The following is a 20145-nucleotide window of genomic DNA, read 5'->3' as shown; positions in this document are numbered from 1 at the left end:
CTGGTTTCATGTCTTTGGCCATATTTATTGAGTAAGCAGTGCCATCTGACTGAACTGGGGAACAATGGCTGACTATTTATCACCTGGAGTCTATGTGGAAGAGTTTGACAGCGGAGCACAACCGCTTGAGGGTGCAAGCACAAGTACGGCCGGGTTTATAGGGCTTGCGCAAAGAGGGGAAATTGAAGGTGTCCCTCAACTGGTTACGAGCGTAGCTGATTTCCACCGTTTATTCGGGAGCTACTTGTCCGAGAATGAATTCGGCGAATATCGTTTCCTTTCTTATGCAGTAGAGCATTTCTACTTAAACGGAGGTAATCGCTGTTTCGTTATGCGTGTAGCGCCAACTGACGCGAAGGTAGCAACGAACAAAGCGGCTTCGAATAAAGAATCAGCAATTCTTGAGATTGCTTCCAAGAACCCGGGAACATGGGGGAACCAAGTACGTATCGTTGTTGTGCCAGCTAGCAAAGCTAAGACGCAAATCTATGAAGTGCTAAGCGAGTCACAATATCGCGTGAAAAACAACGCTGGCTTTAACGTTGGCGACGTTGTTGCATTTGAAGCAGCAGGTGTGAAGCAATACAGCAAAGTTGTCGCTTCCCAAGATAACATTATCTCGCTATCTGAAGCTCTTGATGGCGATGTTGTGGATAGCGGACTACTTCCAGCTAAAGTATTGACGACAAGTGAATTCACTCTTCACGTATTCTATGGTGACGAAGCTGAGACGTATGAGAAGGTTTCCCTGAACATTACGGCAGCGAATCACATTGAGAAAATTATTTCCCGCTCGAACATTATCACAGTGAAGGATTTGACAGAAGGTCAAGATCTTGGCGCAATTGCTCCTTTCGAGGTGCTTTCCGGCGAGAACGAAACAGCTGGCAAATTCCAAATCGCTTTGTCTGGCGGCAGCAACGGTTCCATCGCGAATGTAACGCCTGATATCTACATGGGTGTTGACCGTGGTCCTGGTAAACGTACAGGAATTCAGTCCTTCATCGATAACGATGTTGTGTCCATCATTGCAATTCCAGGTGTAACTGAGCCTACGGTTCAATTATCCCTTGTAGCGCACTGTGAAAACTTGGGCAGCCGTTTCGCGGTTCTCGATATTCCACGCGAGAAAACAAAGGTAGCGGATGTTATGACACACCGCAACATCTTTGACAGCTCTTATGCAGCGATGTACAACCCATGGTTGCAAGTATTCGATCCATTAGACAAACGCAACATTTACATACCGCCATCTGGCTCCGTTATCGGTATCTACTCCCGTTCCGACCAATCCCGTGGCGTGCAAAAAGCGCCTGCGAATGAAGTTGTTCGTGGTGCAGTAGGCCTAGATTGCCAATATAACAAAGGCGAGCAAGATATCCTAAACCCACAGGGCGTAAACTTGATCCGTCATTTTGCTGGACAAGGTATTCGTGTATGGGGTGCTCGTACAACATCGTCGAACGGTTTATGGAAATATGTGAACGTTAGACGTTTGTTCATCTTTATCGAAGAGTCCATCAAGAACGGCACGAACTGGGTTGTCTTCGAACCGAATGACGAACAGCTTTGGGCACGTGTACAGCGGACGATTGATGCGTTCTTAACGCGGGTGTGGAGAGATGGTGCTTTGATGGGTGGAAGTCCTTCAGAAGCGTTCTACATCAATATTGGCCGCAGCACAATGACACAGGATGACATCGATAATGGTCGATTGATCTGCGTAATCGGGGTTGCTCCGGTAAAACCTGCCGAGTTCGTGATCTTCCGCATTACTCAGAAAACAAGAGAAGAATAGTCTAACGTTAGATATTACGCATATTAGGAAAGGGGTATACTATGGCTGGCGAACGTAGGGATCCATACCGCAATTTTAGATTTAGAATTGAAGTAGAAGGTATTCAACAAGCTGGATTCAGCGAAATTTCTGGATTTGATGCTTCCTTATCGGTAATTGAATACAGAGAAGGAAACGAAACCATCACGCCTCGGAAGCTTCCGGGTCTTGCTAAATACGGTAACATCTCATTGAAATGGGGAGTTACAGACTCCATGGATATGTACAACTGGATGTCAGAGTCCATTCAAGGCAAAATCTCCCGCAAAACGGTCACGATTATCGCGATCAACGAAGAGGGCGGAGACGTAGCTACTTGGCAAGTTATCGAAGCATGGCCATCCAAGTACTCAGCACCAAGCTTCAAAGGGACTGGGAACGAAGTTGCTATCGAAAGCTTAGAACTTGCACATGAAGGTATGACACGTACGAAGTAATGTTTAGCTAGAGTAGGTGCCGGAGCGAATACCTCCGGTTCCTGACTCTTCTTTTTGTTAGGAGGCTTGGCTAAGCCTTATCATCACGAAGGGGGTAAAGACAACATGGCTTTCAAAACAGAATATGAATTTGAACTTCCTAGAGGGTATGTAGATGACAATGGTACGCTTCACAAAAAAGGTGTTATGCGCTTAGCGACAGCTGCGGATGAAATTTTACCGATGCGTGACCAACGTGTTCAGCAAAACCCAGGCTATTTAACGATCATTTTGCTTACACGTGTCATTACAAATTTAGGGGACTTGCGTGCGATTGATACACGTGTCGTTGAAAAGTTCTTCACAGCAGATTTAGCATTCTTGCAAAACTTTTATCGCCAAATTAACGAAATGGACGTGCCAAGGGTTCATACAAGCTGCCCAAAATGTGAGCACGAGTTTGATGTGGATGTGTCTTTTTTGGACGAGATGGCGTAACGGGCTATCCCATTGACAAAATATATGAAGAAGTAGGCTTCATTGCATATTATTTTCATTGGTCACATGATGAAATTATGTCCATGGAACACCGTGAACGCCGTACGTGGTGCGAGGAAATTTCCCGCATCAACCGTAATTTGAACGAAGAAGGTAAAAAACAGCCAGACAATCCTTTTGATGTGTTTCGGTAAGAGGTGAGTAACAAACAATGGCAAAGAATTCATCCAAATTGCATAATGTAGGTGGCAATTTTCGATTTCTAGTGGAGCTTGATGGGCTAATCGTCGGAGGTTTCTCTGAGGTGACAGGCATGAAGTCAGAGATCGAAGTCAAGCCGTATTGGGAAGGTGGCTTGAACACGCATCCACACTACATGGTTCAACATACGAAGTATCCGAATATCGTGCTCAAAAGAGGCATCAGCAACTCCAGCGAGTTGTGGGATTGGTACAATAATGCTGCACAAGGCAAAATTAGTCGCAAGAATGGCTCTATTCTTTTGTACAACATTGAGGGTAAAGAGATGTGCCGTTGGGAATTTACAAGTGCATTTCCTGTGAAATGGAACGGACCAGATCTGAATGCGAGCAGTGCCAATGTCGCGATTGAGTCGATCGAGCTGGTGCATGCGGGGTTGAAGACAATTTTTAAGAAATAAGTAGGAAATTCAAGTACCAGTACAAGCATATGCTTACGAAGTCAGTTTTCTGACGAAAACTTTTAGGGGGATTGTTCATGAACTCTCGACAATCGCATAAACCCCGTAGGAACAAGAAGAAGGGTTCATTACGCTTTGCTGAAGGTAAACGCACGACAACTGTTGGTCAGACTTCTCGTCAGGCGAAGCTGTTTGCTTCAGGCATTATGGGCAAGTATGGATTCGATCGGAATAATTATTTAGGTATGTTTGCTCTTATTTTTAAGAGCAAAGGATTACTGACAGACAAAGAATTAGCATCTATCAAGAACCCTAGTGATCGGGCTTGGATTCTGCAATTACAGCTACAACTGCAAAGTTTGAAACATCCAGACTCAGCACCTTTTATTACGAAGCAGCAAACGATTCAGCAAATTCAGAAGTTAGTGACACAAAGTGGATATCGGTTACCGAAGCAAGACCTCATTGATGAAAGTCAAAAAGAAGAAAAAAGAGTGTCCTCTGAACAAACACCGGCAGCCGTTGATGTGCCTGTCAAGAAGAAGAGGGGACGTAAAAGCAAGAAGGAGAAGGAATTAGCAGCCCAAATCCTAGCGGAACAAGAAATGATTAATGCCGCTAAACGTAATTTTGCACAATCTAAACAAGAAACAATTAACGTCGTTAATAAACGAAACTCACCGATTATGCAGCGTTCGATGAGGCAGCTCGTTGCTTCGATAGGTATGTTAGCTCATTCTACAAGCAGCAAGATGAATCAACCGAGCCCTACGGTGAATGGCGTTCAACATACAGGTCATACAACGAATAGTAGCCAGAAAACAGTAAATTTATTATATAAACAAGCTTTACGTGACAACAAGGATAGCAGTCTAGTTCGTTCACGTGAGCAGGATGGACATACAACAGTTAGGGCGAATCATTCTAACGTCGCTCAGCATGTGGACGCCATTCGAAGTACTTCCGTTTGGCTTGAGCAGTTCCAGTCTGGGAAGTTGAGTTTGGGACGAAACGACGATGAGGCTTTTGGTGTCCGTTTATCTGGGCAAACCTTGCTGCAGTCGAATCCTTCTTTTTTGAGTGTGGCTAAGCTGATCTTACAAGAGGTAGCGCAAACACCAATGAGTCACAGCGGGTCGTCACAGCAAGGTTCACGCAACATGAGTGATTCCGAGCTGCCAAGATCGAGTTTTACAGATCCACAAACAATTGGAATTAGAAAGCCGTTAAAGCTGGGAGAGGGTCCTTTTTCGGAAGAATCATCGCCAAGTACGGTTCGCTTTATTCGTAGTTTACTACGCAAACATGCTGAAGGGCAGGATGCACAAGCGAGTAAACAACAACCCGCTAAACTAGATCAGGCAGAAAGTTCAATACGCACAAGAAGAAGTGAATCTTCCATTGCGAAGGGGTTTCTTTCTTCCAGCCTACAACCAATGGCAATTAATGCTGCAAGCTTAACTTCACGTTTACCTAGATCTATGCATGCTTCTGTAAATTCAACTAGTCCTAGTCGTTCTAGAAATAGGGAATTTGATGCGAGCACGACAAGGATTTGGCGTAAGGCAGGTGAGCAACAGGAAGCCGCTCAGCCAAAGCCGTCTTCACATGTGTTGCAAGAGCAAGGGGCACTAACAGAAGTAGTCCAACAATTACAACAAGAACGTGATGAAATAAGGCTTCAGGAAGCTGCGTCAAGTCAGTCGCCAGTGATCGAACAACTGCGTATTCAACAAGAGCAGCAAGAAGTTCAACTACGGGTACAACGGGAAGAGTTGCAAGAGCAGCAGGAAGCACAACAGCGTAGACAAAGAGTAGAGCTACAAAAGCAGCAGGAAATTCAACAACGAGCACAACGTGAAGTGTTGGATGAGCAGCAAGCAGCGAAGCAACGGGTACAACGAGAAGAACTACAAGAGAATGAGCAGACTGCTAGTCTAGCGCATGAGCGGGAACGACAAGATCACAACCAGAGGCAAGTTAGAGATGATTCGCATGAAGTGTCTGAACTACAAGCAACACAAAACACTAATGAACTTGGCTTACAACGTGAGCCTCAAGTTAATCTAGGGCAAGAAGAGCAACGCGTTCAACAAAAGCAGCAACTAGGGCAGGTAGAGCAAGTTCAACAAGCTAAACAAGAGCAACAAAAGCAAGATGTGGACATTGCAGAATCTGTGATTTTGCAACCGATTGAGCAGCCTGTTAAGCGAAAAAGAGGACGACCACGCAAAAATAGCGGTGTCCCACAGACAAGTAAAGAAACAACGAAAGAAACAATCGTCGGCTCCCACGAGAGTTCACCTATTCCTTCAGATGTGCAATTACTGGAGAAGACGATATCCGATTCTGAGACTGTGGGAATGCCAGAGCAGGAAAAAGCAGCATCCAGACACGTTGAGGTTGTGACAGCTCATCCGAGTCAGATGTACAGGAAGCCTGTGCTTATGGAAAATAGACGTCCAAAGGCTCAGAAAATTCAAAGCAACGAGAGCTGGTTGCAGCAGCTCGTTACCATACAAAGACAACCCTCTTCTAATAACGATTCTCTCATTAGGAGTACAAATAGTGTTAACAAAGATGGCAAGCAAGCCGTAACTAATAGGGCTTCTGCCCAATTATCCGTAAACGTAGTTAAACCTGATCTAGGTACAGATGTGTTGGCTAGATCAACAAGTAAGCTTAGAGATCAGCGTATAAGAGAATCTGCCATAGTTCCTAGGAATACTAGTCGAACTTTCAACGGAAAGGAACAGCGTGGAAGTACTCGGCTGCACCGTCAACAGGAGAATCGAAGCGTAGATAGTCAAAGCCTACATATCCAACGAGAGCTGGGAATATCACAAGGGCTGCAAGAAGATAAGACTAGACAACAACAGATAAAGCAAGAAGACCAGCTTGAAAGCAATATGATAGTGGTAAGTGAGAAGAGTCCTACTGGAAAGTTAACCCCTGAGATTGCAGCTAGAATCGCAGGAGCGAGCGCTCGATCCATAGGAACTTTGCTTTCAACACCTATACAACAGAGAAGTACAGAAAACAGAGAAGTTGTTCGTCTATTGCGGACTACATTACGCCCATCCGGAGTAAGCAACAACAGGATGGCAGATCAACAACAGCCTGATTTGAGAGTGGATCATGCAGGATCGGGTCCACAAGGGATGACAATCAGACGAACCTTAGCCGCTGAAATCGCAGCAAAGGTGGCACAAAGCAGCATGACCTTCGTGAATTCAAGCAAAGTTGCACTGGACGGTTCGCAGCTACTTCAACGCAGCTTACACCAACCAGCTAGTTTAGTTCAAGAGGGTCGCAGCCTTGTTTCAACAGAAGCGTCGAGGGAGAATGGGCCTCACAGTACTGTTGGAGCAAGTAAAGTGAAATCAAGTGTCAAAGAAAACGCTACTGTCAAACCAACGAATGAAACAACGGAGCTTGGAGTTGTTCAATCAGCTAGTCTGACTCCTCTAGTTATGGTTAGGCGAGCTGGAAGTCCGTCCCGTGTTAATCAGGTGAGAGAGCAGCGAGCTAGTATCCAGCGTAATATCGACTTAGGACAGTTTATATCGCGAAAACCAACACTTAGCACTCGTACCAAATCATCTTTAACAAGTAGTGAAAGTGATACCACGATTTCGCGTTCAACTGGTTCATGGGTGAGAGATCAGCTTACACTTCGGGCAGGACGAATAGAGAATGGCACGGTAACAAGACGAGCAAACGGTTCGGATTATACGCAGCCATTGGAAATGATAAGTGCTGCGGAGCAAGGAAGTGTGCAGCGGTTAGCTGATGCTGATCAGAAGGACGAGAGACAGCATACCAGTGCTGAAAGCCTTGAACTAACAAGTGAACCTGTATCAGGGGAAGTAGTAGCACGGACTTCTTCGGTCAGGGAGAATCGAAATCCAACTAGCAGAATGGATGCACATATCGAACAACAGAATTCCGATGCTGCTGCAGAGATTCAATTGAGACGAATGGATGGAGCGGTGGATACGCAACTTAGTCAGCCGGCAAGAGAGGTTGTACGTGGGGAGCTTATGCAACGGCCGTATTTTGTAGAAAAAAGCAGGCAATCGAATCAGATCAACGGAATTGAACATCCTCTGCAAGCTAGAAGTATAAGCAATTTAGTATTAGGAAAGCTCGTTCAACGCTCGCTAGGGATTACGAATGGTATTCAGGTAAGAAGAGCTAATCAAGCAGACAACGTTCAATCACGTAGTGCATCGGGTGAACTCGTACGTAGAAATCTTGTGCAAAGATCACCTGAGAACGAAATCAGGCAGAATGCAAGACAAGTTTCTATACGTGAGACAGAAGGACGGACGGACAGAGCAGTTGATTCAGAATCAATACGATCTGTGCAACGCGCTTCTGTAGGAACAACAAGTTCGTCTCAGATTAAGCGATCTGTTGAGCTAACCAGCCGTCAGAGGCTTGGTCAGAATACGATGGAAAGTTCGAACCGGATACAAAGTACAGGAAGCATTGGTACTGGCAATCCGATTCAACGGACGAGTGAGACGAGAATTAGGCAAGGTGTTACCCAGCCTGCGGCTTCCCAAACTTCGCCAAAGCGTAGCGCAGTACATCGGACTGGGGCGCAAGCCGAACATGTCCAGAGACGCGTAGCTGTCGATGGCAGTGAGCGCGCGCCTATGCGGGAAGCGCATGGTTCGGAGAACCACTTGGAAGCGGATCGCTTCCAAGTGGATTCGGCGGAGCAAACCATTAGGGCTATGGTGAGCGCGCAGGTAGAAGAGCAGCGCGCGCAAGGGCTAGAGCCTGCGGCCGCTTCGCGGGCCGCAGAGACGGTCACGGCCGCGCGCGCCGCACGCGCGCCGAGGGCTCGCCAGAGCACGAGCATGACACCGCGTGTCATGCCGCTGCTGGCGAGCAGCGCAGGAGCGCTTCGCGCTGCTCCTGCGGGGATGGCTGCGGCTTCGCCTGCCGCAGCGGAACACCGACTGCCCGCCCGCGGGACGGGCAGTCTCCTACAGGCGGCTGCCTCTGGCGGAGCCGCCGCAGCAACAACTGGCGCGTTAAGTAGCGCCAGCATCACGAACAGCAGCAGCCAAGGCTGGGCTGCTGCTGCATTAACCAAGCCGCTGCCCACGCAGGTGCAGCGGTTTGCCAGAACCGTCGGCGGTATGCAAGGCAACGCCGCCGACATGCACCAAGGCACGCCAGCGATGAGCGTGCCGATGCAGTCCCGCACGCAGCAGCCGTCCATCGGCGCGAGCCACCAAGGCTCGTCACCTATGAACGTGCTCCTGCAATCAGCAAGTCAAGAGCATCTTGCTTCACCACTCAGCATGCTGGAGCATAAACAAGCTCCAACGAGTCAACTTGCGAACGCACCGCTGGACATGGACTGGCTGCGCACCAAAACGAGCGCAGACTCAGAACCAATGCCAACAGCGCCTGTCGATCAGACGCCGCCGGAGCTAAGCGAAGAGCAGTTGAAGGAGCTGATCAAGCAGATTCCACAGCTAGACATCTCCAAGATCGCAGATAAAGTGTACCGCGAAATCGAGAAAAAAATGAAATTCGAACGGCAACGCCGAGGAATATAAGCTTTTATATAAATTTCACATAATAAATTGACTATATTTCTCCACAAGGAGAGGAGTTAGTCGATAAAACCGACTAACTCGAGCGCGCCGGTGGCAATTGTAGTGAAGTTAGTCGATAAAACCGACTAACTCCAGCACTCCAGCGGCAATTCTAGTGAAATTGGTCGATGAAACCGACTAACTCCAGCAAGCCACACTCGATATGTAATTAATTATTATGGCAGAAAGGACAGATTCCTATGGCGCTCAAGAAAGCAATGATTATCGTTCACAAAGGCAGCAAAACCGAAAATGTGCAAGTCATGTTCAATCCGGGCGAGTATACAATCGACACCGGTAATGAATATTCTTGGAAAACAGTGCCGGGTCTGTCCATGCCAATCGCTCAATTCGTTAGCGGGGGGACGACGTCACTTACGATGGATTTTTATTTTGACACCTATGAAAAAGGTACGGACGTTCGACTGCTAACGAAGAAAATTTCAGGTCTCCTCGATGTAGAAAAGGAAATTCATGCACCGCCGCTTTGCCGTTTCGTCTGGGGTTCCTTGGATTTCAAAGGTGTCGTCGTGAATGTGAATCAGCATTTTACGATGTTCCTAGATACAGGAGTACCAGTGAGGGCTAAGCTGAAAGTGACATTTAAATCCACACTAAGCAAGAAAGATCAACTAAAGCAAATTCCGCGTCATTCGGCAGATCGAACGAAGTTGAAGATGCTTAATCAAGGGGATCAACTGTGGACGATAGCTGCCAATGAGTACGAGGATCCAACGATGTGGCGAGAAATCGCCAAAGCGAATGGGATCGATAATCCAATGAAAGTAGCCACGGGACGCCGCATTTCAGTTCCGAGGTTGGATTAAGCCGATGGCCTTAGATCTGGATACGAGTTCTTTTACCTTTGACGACCTGGCCAAAAAATATGGTGATTTTTACGCCCCATATTACGATATTAAAGTGGATGGCACGAAACTGTCCGATGATATCGCACTGGATAATCTACGTGTGGAGACAACGATTGATGGCACGGCTGACTCTTTTTCTTTTCGAGTAGCAAATGCGTACGATATTACGAAGAATGAATTTCAATGGCTATCTACGTTCTCATTAGGTAAAGCCATTGATATCGGCCTAGGTTATGTAGACAAATTTACCGCTGTTTTTACGGGACAAATTACTTCTGTCGTCGTGGATTTTCCCGAAGACGGCGCCCCTGGTCTCGTTGTTCGTGGGATGGATATTTCTTATCTCATGATGAAAGGGACGAAGTCTCGCTCTTGGAATAAGAAGAAATACAGTGAGGTCGTTGAAGAAATCGCCAAAACATATGGCTTCAAAACCAATGTGGATGCCACGACAACGGTATTTCCGGCACTTTCACAGAGTCAGATCAATGACTATCACTTCATTCAAAATCTAGCGAATTTAGTTAACTATGATTTCTTCGTTGTGGGGAAAAATTTGTATTTCCGTAAGCCATTAACGGCGATGACAGCCGTGATGACGTTGGAAATGGGAAAGACGCTCCGCAGCTTAATGATAGATCACAATTTGGCCGAGCAAATTACGGGCGTAACAGTACGAGCTTGGGATAATAAAGAATTAAAAGTCATCGAAGGCAAATCAGCCAGCGTGACGAAGCTCGGTGGTAACAGCAAGACGGGCAAGGATATTTTAGGCTCAAAAGGTGATTTCATCGAGCATATGTATACGAATGTAACCTCTGTGGAGGAAGCGAAAAGCTACGCAGATGCGATATTAAATCGCCGAGCCATGAAGCTGGTTAGCGGCAGCGGGGAATGCATTGGGATTCCAGAGATTCGCGCGGGGCGTTATATCAAGCTCAGTGGCGTTGGCAAGACGTTCGACCAACCGTATTATATTACGGGAGCAACCCATATTTTTGATGATGAAGGTTATACAACTCGGTTTCAGCTGGGAGGGAATGCGGTCTAATGTTCAAAACTCCCGATATTACAATTGGTGGCATATCCGATTTTGCCAGTCAGAAGATTGGCGGCGTCATGGTGGCTGTGGTTACGAATAACACCGATCCTGATAAAATGGGACGTGTAAAGCTTAAGCTGCCGATGCAAGAAACCGAAACAGAGACAGATTGGGTCCGTATCGCGACGTTAATGGGCGGTAAGGAAATGGGCAGTCTATTTATCCCGGAGGTTGGGGATGAGGTGTTGGTTGCTTTTCATTTAGGCGAGCTGCGGATGCCATTCGTGATTGGTATGCTGTGGAATCCGAAAAATATGCCGCCAACACCCGCAGAGAAGAATGATTTGCGTATGATTAAAACAAAATCAGGTCATGAGCTGTCTTTCAATGATAAGAGCGGTGACGAGAGTATCACAGTGAAGACGAAAAAAGGCCAGATCATTGAACTTAAGGACAAGGATCAGAGCATTTCGATTGCTGATTCCAGCGGGAACAATAAGATTCTGATCAAAGGCGGATCGGCGAATGAAATTTCGGTCGTCAGCCAAACATCGAAGATTACCTTGAACGCCAAAGGCGAGGTCGGCATTGAAAGCACGAAGGAAATCAAAATTAAATCTACGCAAATTAACATAGAAGCTTCAGCAACAATGGCTTTGAAAGCAGGGGCGACTTTAGATCTGAAGTCCGATGGTATCATCAACATTAAAGGCAGCATGGTCAAAATTAATTAGCGAGAGGGCGTGGCGAGATGTCGGAAGCATTTTTGGGACGAGGATGGAAATTCCCGATTCAGGTTGATCCTGCAACAGGAAGAATCCGAATGTCCGAGTATGAGGAAGACATCGCTGAAGCGATTCGCGTAATTTTGGGCACCACGCAAGGAGAACGTGTTATGCGTCCTTCTTTTGGATGCGGTGTTCAGGAATTTATTTTTGGCCTAACCGACGATACCACTCTTCATTTGCTGCAAAGTAATATTGAAGAAGCGATTCGCAACTGGGAACCGCGGGTTCACGAGGTTGAAGTGAAGGCCATTCCTGAAGCGGATGATCCCGCTAAAGTCATGATTCATATTGCCTATCAGGTGCGTACAACGAACAACTTGTTTAACCAAGTCTATCCGTTTTATTTATTTGAAGGTTCGAAATAGAAAGAGGATGCGGAAGCGATGACGATACGTGTAGAGAGGAGGTGGAGCTGTGCAACCTCCCAAAATTGATCCCAGAGACATACCTGATCTGATCGCCCAAATGAAGGAAATGGCGCCGTATTATACGCCTGAGTGGCGATTTACGCCTGAGAACCCGGATCCGGGTTCAGCGCTATTCCTGATGTTTGCTGATATGTTTCACGACAATATTAAACGATTGAATCGGGTACCTACGAAGAACCTGATCTCGTTTCTGAATATGTTCGATGTCACGCTGCTTCCAGCAAGACCGGCTAGCAGTTACCTGACATTTGCATTGAATGAAGGAACGAAAGAATCTGTGTTCATTTCGGCTGGCACGCAAATTGCCGCTGCAATAGAGGCCGATACGATTCTATATGAAACGGCACGCAGTGCGTTACTGACGCCGGCCGTGCTCTCGAGCATTTATGTGACGAGTCGTAAACAGGATATCATTGTCAGGATTGCGGATGAGTTCTTAGTTGCAAGTCGTCAAGGCTATGCAGCGCCGAAGAAGTTGTTTCGTCTTCAGGATGGCGACAATTTACAGGAGCATGCCCTGTATTTAGAGCACAGCTCACTCTTCACCCTGACCAATCCGGCACAAATTGAGATCGAATTCCGCAACTCGACGAAGCGTTTTGAGGAATTCGCGATGGCCAGTCAACTCGCAGATCCCGAACTTACCGAGTGGCTGTACGCAACAGCAGATGGTTGGCATGAATTTGACGCCGTGGAAGCGAAGGGAAATCGGGTTATTTTGCTCAAAAGTGTCCGTAAAGAGCTTGCTCCCAAAGAAGTGAATGGCCTAAGCGGTCGCTGGATTCAATGTCGATTAAAGCCACACCAATCGGGTCGTACTACGCTCGCTGACAGCAGACTTTCTATGGATCATATTTCTTTCAAAACAGACTATGTGGATACACTCGAAACGGGTGGTATTCAGCCTGATCAGATGTTTTACAATGATATTGATGCGGATCCTTCGGGGTTCTATCCATTTGGTGATCAATTCGCTCTGTATGGCTCCTTTTATATTGGCAGTCAGGAAGTGTTCACGAAAACCAATGGTGATATTAAGCTAAGCTTCGGGCTGCAGGCGATTGAGAATCGTTTTGGAGCAGAAAACGCGGATCAAGTTGACTGGAAAATGGTCATGAAGAAGAATAAGTTCGATAAAGCACCTGTTGTGCATGTGACGGTTCTTCAAGTGGCTTGGGAATATTGGAATGGTACGACGTGGGTACGGCTTGATGTGGGCAAGGATGCGGAGAAGCTCTTCTACTACCCTGTGCAACAAAAAGTACGCAAAGAGATTGAATTCCGCTGTCCACCTGATCTCCAGGCTACCTATGTGAACGGGAATGAGAACCGCTGGATCCGAGCACGGATCTTACATATCGAAAATGCGTATATCGCACAGGCCTTATATCTATCACCTTGGATAGACGAAGTAGCGCTGACCTATCAATATGAGGATCGTCTTTATCAAGCGGAACGCTGTTTGTCCTTCAATAACACGGTTTTCGAAGAACGGACCAAGCATAGCCGTCAATTGGCAGGCGGATTTGAACCCTTCCAGCCTTTGGAGGGAAGCCATCCAGCACTATGTTTTTCTTTTGATACACCGCCTGTGAGAGGTCCAATTTCGATATTCGTCTCGATTAAACAACAGCGATTCTCGGAGCATGATGTCCCTATGCTGGAGTGGGAATATTTGCGGGCAGGCTTGCTCCCAGGAGCTCCACCGGAGTGGGTGGCACTCAAGGTTATTGATGAAACGAAAGGCTTGACGCAAAGCGGAACGGTCCAGTTCGTGGGTCCATCTGATTTTGCAGGCGTCTCTTTATTCGGTCAAGAGGGTTACTGGATTCGGGCTACGAATCGGGATGATATCTATGATGATGTGACGGGGCGCGTACAGATTCCCACGATTCAGGGCGTGTATATGAATACGGTTTATGTCCTCCAGCAGGAGACAATTATAGGTGAAGTTCCTGAGGTTAAAGGACTGGAAGAAACGGAATATCAGCTGAGCAGGCAAGGAATCGTATCGGAGGAAGTATGGGTGGATGAGACCGAGTTTGTGACGGAAGAGGATATCTCTGAGTACGAGTTATCTGGAGCACCTCTCATGGACATTCGCCGTGATTCTGAAGGTAATATTCTGCAAGTATGGGTTCGTTGGACGGCTGTTCGCGATTTGACGTTATCGAGTAGCCGAGATCGACATTATGTGATTGACCACACCTTTGGACGCATACGTGTTGGGGATGGTGTTCATGGGATGCACCCACCGAAGGGCGGACTAGAGCAATTGAAGGTCACCTACCAAGTTACAATGGGCCAAATCGGTAATGTCGCTGCTCGTCAGATCAATCAGATGCAGGATTCGATTGCTTTTGTGGGAGAGGTATATAACCCTGAACCTGCATCGGGCGGCTGTCAGGCTGAGAAGCTGGAGTCTGCGCTAGTGCGGGGGCCAGAGATGTTGAAGCATCGTAACCGAGCTGTTTCGTCCAAAGACTATGAGTGGCTGGCTAGAGAAGCCTATCCGAACATCGCGAAGGTGACGTGTATTCCGAATCGGAATGCATATATGCAGAAAGAAATCGGAGCGATGACGCTTGTTATTTTGCCAAAAGAGGGTCAACAAGGCAGTTCAACGTTTCCTGAGCTGAAAAAACAAGTGGAACGATTCATTCTAGGGCGTGCCTCAAGTCTAGTTGCTTTCCCGGAACGCTTACAGGTCATTGAGCCGGTGTATATGGAAATATCGGTTTCTGCTGTTGTCGCTGTTGAGGGAATGGATACGGTCGTTCTCACGGAAATTCAGGCGATTGAGAAATTAAATCGATTCCTTGATCCGTTGACGGGTAATTTTGATAATAAAGGTTGGGCTATCGGTGCGCAGATTCATCCTTCCGTCTTTTACGCGCTGTTAAAATCGATTCGGGCGATCAGCCATGTCGAAAAGCTGTATATGACTGTCTACAAAATTGAAGACGGCGAGCGCGTGGAGTTGGATGTTAATCGTCTGCCTTCGCTGCCGCATAGCATTATTGTGAGCGGAAAGCACAAGGTGGTTGTGAACGTACTTTAGGAAAAAAACATAAAGCGTACTCTTACGAAGCTAGTTTTCTAACGAAAACTTAAGTGTATGCTTACGAAGTCAGTTTTCTAAAGAAAACTTTAAGGAGGTGAGCACAAGTGCTGCCAATTCCCAATTTAGATGACCGGATGTTCGAACAAATGGTGATGGAGGCGCGGAAGTCGATTCCGAAGCTTTTTCCAGAATGGACAGATGAGAATGAGCATGATCCCGGGATTACGCTGCTGGAGTTAATGTCATGGATGACTGAGATGCAGCAGTATTACTTAAATCGGGTGACGGAGCGCAGTGAACGTAAGTTTCTAAAGCTGTTGGGGATTCGTCCTCGCGATGCGGTGTCCGCGGTTTGCGATGTGACGTTTACTGGCGCTACGCAGCAGCTTGTGCTCCCTAAAGGGACACCGCTGACCGCGATGGATCTGCGTTTTGAGACGCAGAATACGGTACAGTTAGTTCCAGCTGCATTGGAGAAGGTGCTCGTACGTACGGAAACAGCTGCTGCCGATTATACGTCGAACAATCAGGCCAAAATTGCTTACTATGCTTTTGGTGCTGATGCTCGCAAGGGAGCTCATCTGTATCTTGGTTTTGATCAAGCATTGCCAATGAATACGGAGATTTCGATCTATTTTAATTTGTTTGATCGTTACCCTGTGACCGTAAGTCATCATGCAGAAAAGATGGCGCCGATGATTTCATCAGCGAAAGTAGCTTGGTCTTTCGCAGGTGCAGGCGGAGATGGACAGTCGGAGAGCTGGCTGCCGATTGAGCCAAAGAGCGATTCCACGGTTCATCTATCGCAAAGCGGGGAGTTTAAGTTTTTTATTACTTCGGAAATGAAACCGATGTCCTTGTATCCGGCTGATGATCGTAGCCGCTATTGGATCTGCTGTACATTGGAGGAGGACGGCTATGAGCTTGCTCCCAAAATTGAGAAAATCACGCTCAATGCTGTTAGGGCTGTGGAACAGGAAACCTTTAGCGAAGTGACGGCTTTTAGCAGCTCAGGTGAGCCTGGGCAAAGCTTCGAGCTAAGCTCGCATCTTGCTTATAACGGCCTGCACACGATTCAAGTGCTGGACGAGCAGGGGCGTTGGCGCGACTGGCACACGGTCGCTGACTTAAGTGCCTGCGGGCCTACTGATCTCTGCTGCGAACTGCAGCAGGATTCGGCCCGTAGGATGACCCGTCTTCGCTTCGGCGACGGGGTGTATGGCAGTATCCCGCCGCAGGGTGCGCAGCGGGTGCGGCTTGTTGCTTATACGGCTGAGTTTGACTACAGCCGGTATGTGGGAGGCAGCAAAGGTCTGCCTGGGCAGACCTTTGAGATTAGCCGTGGACGTGTGTATAAGCCTAGCAGCATGCTGCTGCAGGTTGGTTACCGTCCGCGTGGTGAGGATGACTTCGTCTGGGACGACTGGACGGCCGTGGATGACTTCGATAACTCGAAGTCAACGGACCGCCACTACGTCTACGACGCCGCTGCAGGCACGATCCGCTTCGGGAATAACGAAGCGGGGTTAGTGCCGCGCAAGTCCGGGGAACCGAACATTCGGTTCCTGGTCTTGCAGGCAGGCGGGGGCGTGCGAGGCAACGTGAAGGACGGCCTCGTGACGGGGTTCACGGCTTCGCCAGGCGTGAGCGTGACGAATCCGTTCCCGGCGCGTGGCGGCCTGGAAGCGGAGACGCTTGCGCAAGCGAAGCTGCGCGTGCAGCGCGAGCTGGCTGCGCCAACGCGCGCGGTGACCGCCGAGGACTACGAGGCGCTCGCGAAGGCGGCGCCGGGTCTCCGCGTCGCGCGGGTGAAGGCGATCCCGCTGTATAAGCCGGGGATGCGGGATTTCCCGCGGGTATCGGCGCCGGCGCAGATGACCGTGGTGGTTGTGCCTTACAGCGAGAGCGACAAGCCGAAGGCTGGTAAGGGCTTCTTGCAGACGATCAAGCTGCATCTGGATCGGCATCGGCTTTTGACAACGGAGCTGCATGTCATTCCAGCGGAGTATATCAAAATCACCGTCCACGCTGTGGTGGTGATGGAGCCGAAGTATAAGAACGAGCAACGGCGCATCGCGCTCGAGCTCAAAAATCTGCTTCAACCTATGGATCATGGCCAGGGCGCGGAGGGTTGGCGTTTTGGACGGACCGTGTATAAGGGAGATATTTACGGCGTCATTTCCCGCATCAAAGGTGTCGTGTATGTGCAGGACATTTGGCTCGATGCCGAAGGCACGGGCTTCCACAAAGATGGCGCTGGGGATATTCATATCCCGCCGTATGCGTTAGTCTACTCCGGCAATCATGAGATCGAAACGATTAGTCAGACGGATTTGTAGGTGCCGGTGTGGCTGGCGGTTGGGGATGTGTGTTAAGTAGAAGTAGAAGTAGAAGTAGAAGTAGTGATCAGTTGAGTAGCTAGCTTTCAAATAGATGCAAAATATACAGCTAATTTTGCCGTATTACCTGAGCTTTAGCGATTAGATGGAAAATGTACAGTTAATTTGAGCAAGATTGGCTGTTTGGTGGATTTTGGCGGAAATTAACTGTAGGAAATCCATCTAATGCTCCCAGATGGGGAGAATCAGCAAAATTAGCAACATAAAATCCATTTAATTTGTTTGGGGCGGCGAAGAGTTGGCCAGGGCAGGTTGTGGTTGCAGTTACAGTTGCAGTTGTAGTTGTAGTTGTAGTTGTAGTTGTAGTTGTAGTTGTAGTTGTAGTTGCCGTTGTTAATTGAATTTGCACTTTCTAATTGTACCCATAGAAGCAAACCATAGAAAAGAGGTGACGAACGATGCAGGATGGACAAACATTTTTTTCGCTAAACAAGAGAATGGATTGGGAAGAAGGCTTTGATGCGAATGTTCATATGCTGGAGCAGGGTTTTTCGATTCAGCAGTCGGAGAAGTATAGCATTCATCGCATCGTTCGCACAGATGAGCTGGAAGGGATTCCGCCTATTTGCGAGATGACGGTGGGGCCTGGCCGTAAGTTGATTTTGCTAGATGAGTCAGCGAATGTGTGGATTTATGATGATGAAAGCCGACACAGGGAGTTACTGTTTCGCCATGGTCACGAATTATTTAGCTCGCAAGCGATGCTTGCATCGATGTCGGATCTTCTCGTGATTGCAGATAGCAGTGAGGGTACGGAGAGAAGGCTTGCTGTCTACTCCATCTCGAATGGTCAGACCATGTGGGCGGTTCAAGATTGGGATGGTTTAAGTTTATATCCACTATCCCTGAATACGAAGCTTCAAACCGCGAATACGCTATTTATGGCGGTTCCTCTGGACATTGCGGTTGGTATGAATGGAAGTCCCGAAGTCCCGAAGGACGGTCGGATTGGCATTATACAGTGGAACTCGGCTGGTGAAGTGATACGTGTGTATGAGCATGACGCACATCGTATGCCGGAAGCAATTCCGATTTCGAAGTTGCAGGAGCGCTATTTTACTGCGGCAGCAGATGGCACTATTGCCCTACTGGATAACCAGCTTCGGTCGGTGACGGTGTTCCATGAAGATGGGCGAGAGCCGTTCCATTTCCAATTGGAGCAGGAGGGGCGATTTGCTGGAATTTCCATTGATACGAATCATAATCTCTATATAGGGGATAGCGGTTACGCGCAGCAAGAGGGTGTGACGGAGCGGTTTATTTTAAAATATCGCGGCAACGGCACCCCCTTGGATAAGGTAACAGGCTTCCGAGGACGAACGGATAAATTAGTGCAGGATGGTCGTAATCGACTGTATGTGTTTGATCGTATGAGCGGTCAGATCAGCTTGCTGGACCTTCGAGCTCGAACGATGCTGCTAGAGGATACGCAATTGCCGGAGGCAGTATACTTCTCATCTGATCTCGATACGACCGAGACGGAGACGACGTGGCACAAAATACGTCTAGAAGCAGATATCCCAGAGGAGACGCAGGTTCGGTTTTCGTACTTTGCCTCGGATGCAAGTGAAGGGATGGTTGATGGCGATTACGTAAATCTCACCAGCTATTTCACAGATCCGGATATCTCGGTCAAAGAAAAGCTAAGAGCGACGCGTGACCTATGGTCGGAGCCGATTCTGAATCCGAAGGATGCGCTGCTGATGAATGCGAAGGGTCGATATCTTTGGTTCAAAATCGAGCTCGTCGGCAGTGAGCAGAAATCACCGTTTATTCGTAAGTTGAGGGTGTATTACCCTCGCACCTCACTTATCGCGTATTTGCCCCCGATGTATCAGCAGGATGAGGAACATAGCCCTTTCCTGGAGCGATTCCTAGCGATGTTTAGTACGTTTTTTGACGATATGGAGGATACGATTGATCGGATTTCGGGTCATTTTGATCCGGATGCGGTGTCGGGGCCGTACTTGGAATGGTTGGGCGGTTGGCTTGCCATTACGGAGCACGAGGCCTGGGGTGAGAAGAAGCTGAGAGAGCTAATCAAGCGGGCGCCAGAGCTATACAAGCTGCGGGGGACGCGCGAGGGCTTGTTGAATATGCTCCAAATTTACACGGGCGCTGAGCCATTCATATTGGAATATTTTCAATTTAAGCAAATGCAAGAAACGTCAGAGCTGCGGCAGCTTTTCACCCAGTTATATGGCGATAATCCGTATACCTTCTGTGTCCTGTTGAGGCCAGAAAGTGTGCGTACAGATGAACAGCGCTTAGTTATTGAGCACATTATTGAAGATCAGAAGCCGGCTTATACCGAAGGCAAATTGATTGTGCTGCAGCCTTGGATGTATGCGGATATGCATACCTACCTAGGTATTAATACGTACTTGTCTGAACCTACTTTATTAACCCTCGATCAGCGCTCGTCGATGCCTTACAACACTGTGCTGATTGATGTGGATCGTGATAAACGAATGGATATACATACGCGCTTGGGACTAGATTCCGAAATCGAATAAATGAAA

At 47.8% G+C, this 20145-nt stretch carries 14 protein-coding genes; 13 read left to right on the top strand and 1 reads right to left on the bottom strand.

The features are described from left to right. Positions 1-64: 64 nt before the first annotated feature. The 12 genes from ACSQ8P_RS31825 (at position 65) to ACSQ8P_RS31770 (ending at position 17563) form a co-directional block, all read left to right on the top strand. Positions 65-1798, top strand: coding sequence for a phage tail sheath family protein (locus ACSQ8P_RS31825; RefSeq protein ID WP_436238843.1), 1734 nt, complete (start codon positions 65-67; stop codon positions 1796-1798). A 41-nt stretch (positions 1799-1839) separates the two neighbouring features. Then, entirely contained in the window at positions 1840-2274 is a 435-nt protein-coding gene (locus ACSQ8P_RS31820) for a phage tail protein (protein WP_056612231.1), read from the top strand. A gap of 105 nt (positions 2275-2379) precedes the next feature. After that, on the top strand, positions 2380-2751 hold the full coding sequence (locus ACSQ8P_RS31815; protein ID WP_436238842.1) for a phage tail assembly protein: 372 nt from the start codon (positions 2380-2382) through the stop codon (positions 2749-2751). Positions 2752-2762: 11 nt separating this feature from the next. Continuing rightward, a complete protein-coding gene (locus ACSQ8P_RS31810) occupies positions 2763-2945 on the top strand; it encodes a DUF6760 family protein (protein ID WP_081787256.1) in 183 nt (60 codons plus the stop codon). 17 nt (positions 2946-2962) lie between these two features. Next, on the top strand, positions 2963-3412 hold the full coding sequence (locus ACSQ8P_RS31805; protein WP_436238841.1) for a phage tail protein: 450 nt from the start codon (positions 2963-2965) through the stop codon (positions 3410-3412). A 77-nt stretch (positions 3413-3489) separates the two neighbouring features. Continuing rightward, positions 3490-8994, top strand: coding sequence for a hypothetical protein (locus tag ACSQ8P_RS31800; protein WP_436238840.1), 5505 nt, complete (start codon positions 3490-3492; stop codon positions 8992-8994). Between the two features lie 239 nt (positions 8995-9233). Beyond that, positions 9234-9860: a CIS tube protein gene (locus ACSQ8P_RS31795; protein WP_436238839.1), complete on the top strand. Its 627-nt coding sequence runs from the start codon at positions 9234-9236 to the stop codon at positions 9858-9860. A gap of 4 nt (positions 9861-9864) precedes the next feature. Next, the gene (locus ACSQ8P_RS31790; protein ID WP_436238838.1) at positions 9865-10953 is read left to right on the top strand and encodes a phage late control D family protein; all 1089 of its coding nucleotides are present in this window, start codon (positions 9865-9867) and stop codon (positions 10951-10953) included. Beyond that, the gene (locus ACSQ8P_RS31785) at positions 10953-11678 is read left to right on the top strand and encodes a phage baseplate assembly protein V (protein ID WP_057309158.1); all 726 of its coding nucleotides are present in this window, start codon (positions 10953-10955) and stop codon (positions 11676-11678) included. Before ACSQ8P_RS31790 ends, ACSQ8P_RS31785 begins: the two co-directional genes overlap by 1 nt. Positions 11679-11695: 17 nt before the next feature. Then, positions 11696-12097: a GPW/gp25 family protein gene (locus tag ACSQ8P_RS31780; protein WP_068664321.1), complete on the top strand. Its 402-nt coding sequence runs from the start codon at positions 11696-11698 to the stop codon at positions 12095-12097. 49 nt (positions 12098-12146) lie between these two features. Then, positions 12147-15221 (top strand): baseplate J/gp47 family protein, encoded by a 3075-nt coding sequence (locus ACSQ8P_RS31775; RefSeq protein ID WP_436238837.1) that lies wholly within the window; start codon positions 12147-12149, stop codon positions 15219-15221. Positions 15222-15328: 107 nt separating this feature from the next. Next, entirely contained in the window at positions 15329-17563 is a 2235-nt protein-coding gene (locus ACSQ8P_RS31770; RefSeq protein WP_436238836.1) for a putative baseplate assembly protein, read from the top strand. A gap of 160 nt (positions 17564-17723) precedes the next feature. Here the strand turns inward: ACSQ8P_RS31770 and ACSQ8P_RS31765 are convergent, their stop codons facing one another. Continuing rightward, positions 17724-17972: a hypothetical protein gene (locus tag ACSQ8P_RS31765; protein ID WP_436238835.1), complete on the bottom strand. Its 249-nt coding sequence runs from the start codon at positions 17970-17972 to the stop codon at positions 17724-17726. 88 nt (positions 17973-18060) lie between these two features. Between ACSQ8P_RS31765 and ACSQ8P_RS31760 the strand changes: the two genes are divergently transcribed. Then, positions 18061-20139, top strand: a complete 2079-nt coding sequence (locus ACSQ8P_RS31760) for a phage tail protein (protein WP_436238834.1) — start codon at positions 18061-18063, stop codon at positions 20137-20139. The last annotated feature ends 6 nt before the right edge of the window (positions 20140-20145 follow it).

This window comes from Paenibacillus sp. LjRoot153, assembly GCF_964253085.1.
GTDB lineage: Bacteria > Bacillota > Bacilli > Paenibacillales > NBRC-103111 > Paenibacillus_E.
This window is presented reverse-complemented; position numbering and strand designations above follow the sequence as displayed.

What these genes read in the sequence shown, in the direction of transcription:
- ACSQ8P_RS31785 (WP_057309158.1), top strand. Translation starts at nt 10,953, where the DNA reads ATGTTCAAAACTCCCGATATTACAATTGGTGGCATATCCGATTTTGCC.
- ACSQ8P_RS31780 (WP_068664321.1), top strand. Translation starts at nt 11,696, where the DNA reads ATGTCGGAAGCATTTTTGGGACGAGGATGGAAATTCCCGATTCAGGTT.
- ACSQ8P_RS31820 (WP_056612231.1), top strand. Translation starts at nt 1,840, where the DNA reads ATGGCTGGCGAACGTAGGGATCCATACCGCAATTTTAGATTTAGAATT.
- ACSQ8P_RS31805 (WP_436238841.1), top strand. Translation starts at nt 2,963, where the DNA reads ATGGCAAAGAATTCATCCAAATTGCATAATGTAGGTGGCAATTTTCGA.
- ACSQ8P_RS31790 (WP_436238838.1), top strand. Translation starts at nt 9,865, where the DNA reads ATGGCCTTAGATCTGGATACGAGTTCTTTTACCTTTGACGACCTGGCC.
- ACSQ8P_RS31760 (WP_436238834.1), top strand. Translation starts at nt 18,061, where the DNA reads ATGGATTGGGAAGAAGGCTTTGATGCGAATGTTCATATGCTGGAGCAG.
- ACSQ8P_RS31800 (WP_436238840.1), top strand. Translation starts at nt 3,490, where the DNA reads ATGAACTCTCGACAATCGCATAAACCCCGTAGGAACAAGAAGAAGGGT.
- ACSQ8P_RS31825 (WP_436238843.1), top strand. Translation starts at nt 65, where the DNA reads ATGGCTGACTATTTATCACCTGGAGTCTATGTGGAAGAGTTTGACAGC.
- ACSQ8P_RS31795 (WP_436238839.1), top strand. Translation starts at nt 9,234, where the DNA reads ATGGCGCTCAAGAAAGCAATGATTATCGTTCACAAAGGCAGCAAAACC.
- ACSQ8P_RS31815 (WP_436238842.1), top strand. Translation starts at nt 2,380, where the DNA reads ATGGCTTTCAAAACAGAATATGAATTTGAACTTCCTAGAGGGTATGTA.